Annotated in this window: 8 protein-coding genes; all 8 read left to right on the forward strand. The window is 71.7% G+C overall.

The window, feature by feature from the left end; genetic code table 11:
* Positions 1 to 45 precede the first annotated feature (45 nt).
* The 8 genes from argC (at position 46) to tyrS (ending at position 8424) form a co-directional block, all read left to right on the forward strand.
* On the forward strand, positions 46 to 1089 hold the full coding sequence (gene argC / locus ACYVNR_RS02535; protein ID WP_461046343.1) for an N-acetyl-gamma-glutamyl-phosphate reductase: 1044 nt from the start codon (positions 46 to 48) through the stop codon (positions 1087 to 1089).
* Positions 1086 to 2246, forward strand: coding sequence for a bifunctional glutamate N-acetyltransferase/amino-acid acetyltransferase ArgJ (gene argJ / locus ACYVNR_RS02540; RefSeq protein ID WP_461046345.1), 1161 nt, complete (start codon positions 1086 to 1088; stop codon positions 2244 to 2246). The genes argC and argJ overlap by 4 nt, the downstream gene beginning before the upstream one ends.
* Entirely contained in the window at positions 2243 to 3226 is a 984-nt protein-coding gene (argB, locus tag ACYVNR_RS02545; RefSeq protein WP_045193121.1) for an acetylglutamate kinase, read from the forward strand. Before argJ ends, argB begins: the two co-directional genes overlap by 4 nt.
* Positions 3223 to 4416, forward strand: a complete 1194-nt coding sequence (locus tag ACYVNR_RS02550; protein ID WP_461046347.1) for an acetylornithine transaminase — start codon at positions 3223 to 3225, stop codon at positions 4414 to 4416. Before argB ends, ACYVNR_RS02550 begins: the two co-directional genes overlap by 4 nt.
* Complete coding sequence (gene argR / locus ACYVNR_RS02555) at positions 4413 to 4898, forward strand: arginine repressor (RefSeq protein WP_458801085.1); 486 nt, start codon at positions 4413 to 4415, stop codon at positions 4896 to 4898. Before ACYVNR_RS02550 ends, argR begins: the two co-directional genes overlap by 4 nt.
* 43 nt (positions 4899 to 4941) lie before the next feature.
* Positions 4942 to 6393, forward strand: a complete 1452-nt coding sequence (gene argH / locus ACYVNR_RS02560) for an argininosuccinate lyase (RefSeq protein WP_461046350.1) — start codon at positions 4942 to 4944, stop codon at positions 6391 to 6393.
* A gap of 21 nt (positions 6394 to 6414) precedes the next feature.
* The gene (locus ACYVNR_RS02565; RefSeq protein ID WP_461046352.1) at positions 6415 to 7047 is read left to right on the forward strand and encodes a DNA-3-methyladenine glycosylase; all 633 of its coding nucleotides are present in this window, start codon (positions 6415 to 6417) and stop codon (positions 7045 to 7047) included.
* Positions 7048 to 7164: 117 nt separating this feature from the next.
* Entirely contained in the window at positions 7165 to 8424 is a 1260-nt protein-coding gene (tyrS, locus tag ACYVNR_RS02570) for a tyrosine--tRNA ligase (RefSeq protein ID WP_045193126.1), read from the forward strand.
* Positions 8425 to 9116 lie beyond the last annotated feature (692 nt).

The raw sequence follows: 9116 nt of genomic DNA on the forward strand, positions 1-9116 counted from the left end.
GACCGTCCATGCACGAATATGCATGATCGTGTATAGTCATGCATTGTGATCAGGGCAGCAGTAGCGGGGGCGAGCGGCTACGCCGGAGGAGAGATCCTCCGGCTGCTGCTCGCCCACCCGCAGTTCGAGGTCGGTGCCGTCACGGCGGCGAGCAGCGCGGGGGAGCGGCTCGGTGCCGTCCACCCCCACCTGGTCCCGCTCGCCGACCGCGTGCTCGAGGAGACGAACGTCGACACGCTCTCGGGCCACGAGGTCGTCTTCCTCGCGCTGCCGCACGGCCACTCGGCCGCGCTCGCGGCCCGGCTGCCCGACTCGGTCGTCGTCATCGACTGCGGGGCCGACTTCCGGCTCGAGTCCGAGGCGGCGTGGACCACCTTCTACGACACGGCGTATGCCGGCTCGTGGCCCTACGGCCTGCCGGAGCTGCCCGGGCCGGCCGGCTCCGTGCAGCGCGAGCGGCTCGCCGGGGCGCGGCGGATCGCGGTGCCCGGGTGCTACCCCACGGGCATCTCGCTCGCCCTCGCGCCCGGCTTCTCGGCCGGCCTGCTGGAGCCCGACGACGTCGTCGTCGTCGCCGCCTCCGGCACGTCCGGCGCGGGCAAGTCCCTCAAGCCCCACCTGCTCGGCAGCGAGGTGATGGGCTCCATGTCGCCCTACGGCGTCGGTGGCGGCCACCGCCACACACCGGAGATCGAGCAGAACCTCGGCCGGGCGGCGGGTCGGCCGGTCACCGTCTCGTTCACGCCGACCCTCGCCCCCATGCCGCGCGGCATCCTCGCGACGTGCACGGCTCGCCTGCGGCCCGACGCCGACCCGGCGGCGGTCCGCGAGACGTGGGAGAAGGCGTACGCCACGGAGCCCTTCGTCCACGTGCTGCCCGAGGGCTCCTGGCCCACCACGGCTGCGGTCGTCGGCAGCAACCACGTCCAGCTGCAGCTCGCCGTCGACGAGCGGCTGGGCCGGGTCGTGGTCGTCTCGGCCGTCGACAACCTCACCAAGGGCACGGCCGGCGCCGCCGTCCAGTGCGCGAACATCGCCCTGGGTCTCGACGAGACCCTCGGCCTGCCCATCGCGGGGGTGGCACCGTGAGCGCGCCGACCGTTCGGCTGCCGGCCGGTTTTCGCGCCGCCGGGGTGACCGCCGGCCTCAAGGCCAGCGGCACGCCCGACCTCGCCCTCGTCGTCAACGACGGTCCCGACCACCACGCCGCCGCCGTGTTCACCAGCAACCGGGTCGAGGCCGCCCCGGTCACGTGGTCGCGCCAGGTCGTGGCCGACCGTCGGGTCGATGCCGTCGTGCTCAACTCGGGGGGTGCCAACGCGTGCACCGGGGCCCAGGGGTTCCTCGACACGCACCGCACGGCCGAGCACGTGGCAGGGGTGCTGGGGGTCTCGGCGGGTGACGTGGTCGTCTGCTCGACCGGCCTCATCGGCGAGCTGCTGCCGATGGACAAGATCATCGCCGGCATCGACGCCGCGGCGGGGGCGCTGTCGCCCGACGGACACGAGGACGCGGCGGTCGCCATCAAGACCACCGACACCGTGCACAAGGTCGCGACCCACGCCGGTGAGGGGTGGTCCGTCTCCGGCATGGCCAAGGGGGCCGGCATGCTCGCCCCCGCGCTCGCGACGATGCTCGTCGTGGTCACGACCGACGCCGTCGTCGACCCCGCCGACCTCGACGCTGCCCTGAGGTCCGCCACCGCGCTCTCCTTCGACCGCATCGACTCCGACGCCTGCATGTCGACCAACGACACCGTGGTCGTGCTCTCCTCGGGTGCGTCGGGCGTGACGGTGGGGCGCGAGAGCCTCACCGACGCCCTGACGGCCGTCTCGTCCGACCTCGCCCGACAGCTCATCGCCGACGCCGAGGGCGCCGCCCACGACATCGCGATCGAGGTGACGGGTGCAGCCACCGTCGACGACGCCCTCGAGGTCGCGCGGGCCGTGGCGCGCAACAACCTGTTCAAGTGCGCGATCTTCGGCAACGACCCGAACTGGGGCCGGGTGCTCGCGGCCGTGGGCACCACCCGGGCGGCGTTCGAGCCCGCCACGCTCGACGTGTCGATGAACGGCGTCCAGGTCTGCCGCGCCGGCGGCGTCGGCGACGACCGCGGCCTCGTCGACCTCACGCCGCGCGAGGTCCACGTCCTCGTCGACCTGCACGCCGGGTCCGAGACCGCCACCGTCTGGACCAACGACCTGACCCACGACTACGTCCACGAGAACTCGGCCTACAGCACATGAGCCCCGACAACGCCCGCGCCACGTCCACGCGCGGCAACCTGCGCGGACTCATCGACGCCGCCGCCATCCGCGTGGCAGCGAGCAAGGCCGCCACCCTCGTGGAGGCGCTTCCCTGGCTCGAGCGCTTCCGCGGCGCCCTCGTCGTCGTGAAGTACGGCGGCAACGCGATGGTCGACGACGCCCTCAAGGCGGCCTTTGCCGAGGACATCGCCTTCCTCCGGTACGCCGGGCTGCGGCCCGTCGTCGTCCACGGCGGCGGTCCGCAGATCAAGGCCATGCTCGAGCGCGTCGGCCTCGAGAGCGAGTTCAAGGGGGGCCTGCGCGTCACCACGCCCGAGGTCATGGACGTCGTGCGCATGGTCCTCACCGGCCAGGTGGGGCGCGAGCTCGTCGGCCTGCTCAACCAGCACGGCCCCATCGCGGTCGGGCTCTCCGGCGAGGATGCCGGGCTGCTCGGCGCCCGGCGCCGCGGCACCGTCGTCGACGGCGAGGAGGTCGACCTGGGTCTCGTGGGCGACGTCGAGAGCGTCAACCCGTCGGCCATCATCGACATCCTCGACGCCGGTCGGGTCCCGGTCGTCTCCACGATCGCCCCCGACCTCGACGTCGAGGGCCAGGTCCTCAACGTCAACGCCGACACCGCCGCCGCGGCCATCGCGGTCGCGCTCGGCGCCGAGAAGCTCGTCGTGCTTACCGACGTCGAGGGCATCTACGCCAGCTGGCCCGACCGGGGCTCGCTGCTGTCGACCATCACGGTCAGCGCGGCGCACGAGCTGCTCTCTCGCGTCGACCACGGCATGGTGCCCAAGCTCGAGGCCTGCATCCGGGCCGTCGAGGGCGGCGTGCCGCAGACACACGTCGTCGACGGGCGCACGCCGCACTCGATCCTGCTCGAGATCTTCACCGACGAGGGCATCGGCACGATGGTGCTGCCCGACATCTCCGGCTCGCTCGGCGCACCGGCCCAGGAGGACGCATGACGACCGGGAGCGAGCTGCTCGGGCGCTACGCCGGCGCGATGGTGCAGGTGTTCGGCGCGCCGCAGCTGGTCCTCGCCGAGGGCCACGGCTGCTGGGTCACCGACGTCGACGGCAAGCGCTACCTCGACCTGCTCTCGGGCATCGCGGTCAACGCCCTCGGCCACGGCCACCCGGCACTCGTGCAGGCGGTGGCCAAGCAGGCCGAGTCGGCCATCCACATCTCGAACTTCTTCACGTCCGAGCCGGCCATCGCGCTCGCCGAGCGGATCCTGTCCGTGAGCGGCGCCCCGGCGGGCTCCGGGGTCTTCTTCGCCAACTCCGGCACCGAGGCCACCGAGGCGGCCGTCAAGCTGTCGCGGCGCACGGGCCGCAGCCGCATCGTGGCGCTCGAGGGCTCCTTCCACGGCCGCTCGACGGGCGCGCTGGCCCTCACCCACAAGGCGGCCTACCGCGAGCCGTTCGAGCCGCTCCTCCCGGGCGTGGTCTTCGTGCCGCCGAACGACGTCGAGGCCCTGGACGCCGCCGTCGACGGCTCGACCGCCGCGGTGTTCCTCGAGCCGATCCAGGGTGAGGCAGGCGTACGCGAGCTGAGTCCCGACTACCTGCGTGCGGCCCGCGCCGCCACCTCCCAGCACGGCGCCTTGCTCGTGCTCGACGAGATCCAGACCGGCATCGGCCGCACCGGCGACTGGTTCGCCCACCAACCCTCCGGCGTCGTCCCCGACGCGATGACGCTGGCGAAGGGTCTCGGTGGAGGAGTGCCCATCGGGGCCTTGGTGACGTTCGGCCCCGAGGTCACCGGCATGCTCGCGGCAGGGCAGCACGGCACGACGTTCGGCGGCAATCCACTCGCCTGCGCCGCGGGTCTCGCCGTCCTCGACACCATCGAGCGCGACGGGCTGCTCGCGCACGTCCGCGAGGTCGGCGCCCTGCTCGACGATCTCGACGTGGAGGGCGTCGCCGGCACCCGCGGTCGGGGTCTGCTCCGCGCGGTCGAGCTCGACGGCATACCGTCGGCAGCGGTCATGGCCGCGGCGCGCGAGGCCGGCTTCATCGTCAACGCCGTCACGCCGACCGCGATCCGGCTCGCCCCGCCCCTCGTCATCTCCGAGCGCGAGCTGCGCGGGTTCCTCGACGCCCTCCCGGCGATCCTCGCGTCCGCGCGGGCGGCGGGGGAGGCCACGTCATGAGCCGCACCCAGCGGCAGCGCCGCATCGTCGAGCTCCTCGGCGCCCACGCCGTGCACAGCCAGGGGGAGCTGTCCGACCTGCTCGTCGCCGAGGGCACCGAGGTCACCCAGGCGACGCTCTCGCGCGACCTCGTCGAGCTCGGCGCCGTCAAGGTACGCCGCGGGCGGGCCCTCGTGTACGCCGTCCCCGGGGAGGGTGGAGAGCTGCCCGCCGTCGGCTCGATCGGTGACGCGGCCTCGGCGCGCCTGCGCCGCACGTGCGAGGAGCTGCTCGTCTCGGCGACACCCGCGCAGAGCCTCGTGGTGCTCCGCACCCCGCCGGGTGCCGCCAACTACCTCGCCTCGGCCATCGACCAGGCCCGCGACCCCGACGTCGTGGGCACCATCGCCGGCGACGACACGATCATGATCGTCACGGCGGGCGCGAAGCAGGCGGTGGCGGTGGCCGAGCGGCTGCAGGCCCTCGTCGGTCCGCGCGACTGATTGACCCGTTGTTGACCCGTACCACGTGCAGGAGGCACCACCGATGACGACCGACGCCCCCACCGGCACCGGCGAGAAGCCCGCCGACCGCGTCAGCCTCTGGGGCGGCCGCTTCGCCGGTGGCCCGGACCAGGCGCTGGCCGCGCTGTCGAAGAGCACGCACTTCGACTGGCGTCTCGCCCCGCACGACATCGCGGGCTCGCGGGCGCACGCGCGGGTGCTGCACGCCGCCGGGCTGCTCACGCCGGAGCATCTGACCGGCATGCTCGATGGCCTCGACCGGCTGGAGGCGGACGTGGTCTCGGGTGCGTTCGTGCCGGCGGAGGACGACGAGGACGTGCACACCGCCCTCGAGCGCGGCCTCATCGAGAGGGTGGGCCCCGAGCTCGGCGGCCGCCTTCGTGCGGGGCGCTCGCGCAACGACCAGGTGGCGACCCTCTTCCGCATGTACCTGCGCGAGCACGCCCGGGTCGTCGGTGGTCTCGTGCTCGACGTCGTCGACGCGCTCGTCGCGCAGGCGCAGCAGCACCTCGGGGTCTCGATGCCCGGGCGCACGCACCTGCAGCATGCCCAGCCGGTGCTGCTCAGCCACCACCTGCTGGCCCACGCCTGGGCGCTGTTGCGTGACGTCGACCGGCTGCGCGACTGGGACGCCCGCACCGACGCGTCGCCCTACGGCTCCGGTGCCCTGGCCGGCTCGTCGCTCGGCCTCGACCCCGAGCTCGTCGCGAAGGACCTCGGTTTCGCCCGCGCCGTCGAGAACTCCATCGACGGCACAGCCTCGCGCGACTTCGTCGCCGAGTTCGCCTTCGTGGCGGCGATGACCGCGGTCGACATCTCGCGCATCGCCGAAGAGGTCGTCATCTGGGCGACGAAGGAGTTCTCGTTCGTGACCCTCGACGACGCGTACTCCACCGGGTCGAGCATCATGCCGCAGAAGAAGAACCCCGACGTCGCCGAGCTCGCGCGAGGCAAGGCCGGCCGTCTCGTCGGCGACCTCGCGGGCCTGCTCACGACCCTCAAGGCGCTGCCCCTCGCCTACAACCGGGACCTGCAGGAGGACAAGGAGCCCGTCTTCGACGCGGTCGACACCCTCGAGGTGCTGCTCCCGGCCTTCTCCGGCATGGTCGCGACGCTGACCTTCCACACCGACCGGCTCGAGTCCCTCGCGCCGCAGGGTTTCGCACTCGCGACCGACATCGCGGAGTGGCTCGTGCGCGAGGGTGTCCCGTTCAGGGTGGCCCACGAGGTGGCGGGGGCCTGCGTGCGCGACTGCGAGTCCCGCGGCATCGAGCTGTGGGACCTCACCGACGACGACTTCGCTCGCATCAGCGAGCACCTGACGCCCGAGGTGCGCAGCGTGCTCTCTGTCGAGGGCTCGCTCGCGTCGCGTGACGCGGTGGGTGGCACCGCCCCCGTCCGGGTCGGCGAGCAGCTCGTGGCTGCCGGCGAGCGAGCAGCCCTCGCCCGCGCGTGGGTCGACGCCGGCGTCTGAGGCTCCGGCTACGGTGACGAGGTGTCCGTCGACGAACGCCTCCCACGGGAGTTCTTCGCCCGCCCGTCCGTGGAGGTCGCGCCCGAGCTCCTCGGCCGACACCTGTCGTACGGCGGGGTCACGCTGCGGCTGACCGAGCTCGAGGCGTATGCCGGCGAGATCGACCCCGGGTCGCACGCCTTCCGCGGCATGACGCCACGCACCCAGCCGATGTTCGGCCCGGCAGGCTTCACGTACGTCTACTTCACCTACGGCCACCACTGGTGCGTCAACCTCGTGGCGGGTGAGGTGGGCACGGCCGCGGCCGTCCTCGTGCGCGCCGGCGAGGTGGTCGCCGGCCACGGCCTCGTCCGCTCCCGCAGGGGACCGGTGCGCGAGCGAGACTGGGCCCGCGGGCCCGGGCGCCTCGGCCAGGCGCTCGCGATGGGGCGCGAGCAGACCGGGCTCGACTTCTGCCGCCCGCTACTCGGCGAGCCCATCGACCTCGTCGTCAGCGCGGGGGAGCCGGTCGAGGCGGCCGACGTGCGCGTGGGCCCCCGCGTCGGGGTGAGCGGACCGGGTGGTGACGGAGCGAGGTATCCGTGGCGCTTCTGGGTCGACGGCGAGCCGAGCGTGTCGGCCTACCGGCCCGGGGTCGTGCGCAAGCGACGCTGACGCGCGGGGCGGCCGGACGGCCATCCGTCGGTACTCGGTGGCTCCGGCAGGGCGGCATACGGCAGGCTTGGCCGTGGCGGGCAGGGAGCCCGACCGACAGAGAGGACACCGATACCCGTGACGGACATCTTCGACGAGCTGCAGTGGCGCGGCCTGGTGGCACAGTCCACCGACGAGGCGGCGCTGCGCGAAGCACTCGCGGAGGGACCCCTCACGCTGTATTGCGGGTTCGACCCGACCGCTCCGTCGCTGCACTTCGGCAACCTCGTGCAGCTCGTCGTCCTGCGGCACTTCCAGCGGGCGGGACACAAGGTCATCTGCCTCGTGGGTGGGTCCACCGGGCTCATCGGTGACCCGCGTCCGACGTCCGAGCGGGTGCTGAAGACCAAGGAGCAGACGGCCGACTGGGTGGCGCGCATCCAGGAGCAGGTGCGACCGTTCCTCGCGTTCGAGGGCGACAACGCGGCGCTGCTCGTCAACAACCTCGACTGGACGGCGCCGATCAGCGCCCTCGACTTCCTGCGCGACATCGGCAAGCACTTCCGGGTCAACCAGATGGTGCGCAAGGACGCCGTGGCAGCCAGGCTCGAGAGCGAGCAGGGCATCTCGTACACGGAGTTCAGCTACCAGATCCTCCAGGCGCTCGACTTCCTCGAGCTCTACCGCGCCCACGGCTGCACGCTCCAGACGGGAGGGGCCGACCAGTGGGGCAACCTCACGGCCGGCGTCGACCTCGTGCATCGCGTCGAGGGAAAGTCGGTGCACTGCTTCACGACGCCGCTGCTCACCGACGCGGCCGGCACGAAGTTCGGCAAGTCGGAGGGCAACGCCGTCTGGCTCAGTGCCGACATGACGAGCCCGTACGCGTTCTATCAGTACTGGATCAACGTCGAGGACGCGTCGGTGGTCAAGCTGCTGAAGGTGTTCACCGACCGCACTCCCGACGAGATCGCCGACCTCGAGAAGCAGGTGGCGGAGGAGCCCTTCCGCCGCACCGCGCAGCGCGTGCTCGCCGCGGACGTGACGACGCTCGTCCACGGGGCCCAGGCGACGGCTGCGGTCCAGGCGGCGTCCGAGGCGCTGTTCGGCAAGGGCGACCTCAGTGGTCTCGACCCACGCACCCTCGGCGACGCGACCGCCGAGCTGCCCGGGGCCGACGTCGCGGTGGGCACCTCGCTGGTCGACGCCCTCGTGGCCGTGGGCCTCGTCGACTCGCGCAACGGGGCGAGGCGAGCCATCGGCGAAGGAGGAGCGTCGCTCAACAACGTCAAGGTCACCGACCCCGACCAGGTGCTCGTCGAGGACGACTTCCTGCACGGTGCGGTGGCCGTGATCAAGCGCGGCCGGCGCAACCTCGCTGCCGCCAGGCGTGGCTGAGCACGCTGGAGAGGCCGCATCGACGGCCTGAGCGCGCGTCAGGAGGGCGGATCCCGTTGTCACACAACGCGATCCGCCACTTCTGACGCGTGTGGAGCCACGGATTTGTGTTTTCCGCGAGGGCCCGGTTAATGTTCTCTTCGTCAGCCCGACAGGGAGGAACGGACGCCACCGCGGCGGTGAGAGATCACCGAGCGAAGCTGGCCGGTCCCGGGGCTGGATGAAGGTCCGGAGCGCTCGAGATGATCGGGTAGGCTCTGGAGGGTAGGAACCGCTGATTCCAAGCGGGTCGATCCGGACGGTCTGAAGGCTGGTTCGCGGGTTTGACTCCCAAGCTTGAGGCGGGTAAGTTTGAAGGGTTGCCCCGGAGGCCTCCTCGGTGAGGTGGTTGATGGTGTGTGTCCGATTCTTGAGAACTCAACAGCGTGTCAAAAATCGATGCCAATTACCTCGTCCCGAGGCGCGGCACGACCACTCGATAGCGGGTGGGTGTGTGGTGTCTTGGACGAATTATCCTTTGGTTGAATTGAACTTCTAGCTTTTTGAGCTGGTTGTTCGACTTCAGTCAGGTTTTCGGACCCTTCAGGGGTTCAAAGTTTGCTCGGCGCCTCGGTCTTGTATCGGGTGCCGGGTGTTTGAACATCAACGGAGAGTTTGATCCTGGCTCAGGACGAACGCTGGCGGCGTGCTTA

The sequence above is a fragment of the Terrabacter koreensis genome (assembly GCF_054783315.1).

Excerpts from the sequence above, each read along its gene's own strand:
- argH (WP_461046350.1), top strand. The coding sequence starts at position 4,942 with ATGACGACCGACGCCCCCACCGGCACCGGCGAGAAGCCCGCCGACCGC.
- argR (WP_458801085.1), top strand. The coding sequence starts at position 4,413 with ATGAGCCGCACCCAGCGGCAGCGCCGCATCGTCGAGCTCCTCGGCGCC.
- argB (WP_045193121.1), top strand. The coding sequence starts at position 2,243 with ATGAGCCCCGACAACGCCCGCGCCACGTCCACGCGCGGCAACCTGCGC.
- ACYVNR_RS02550 (WP_461046347.1), top strand. The coding sequence starts at position 3,223 with ATGACGACCGGGAGCGAGCTGCTCGGGCGCTACGCCGGCGCGATGGTG.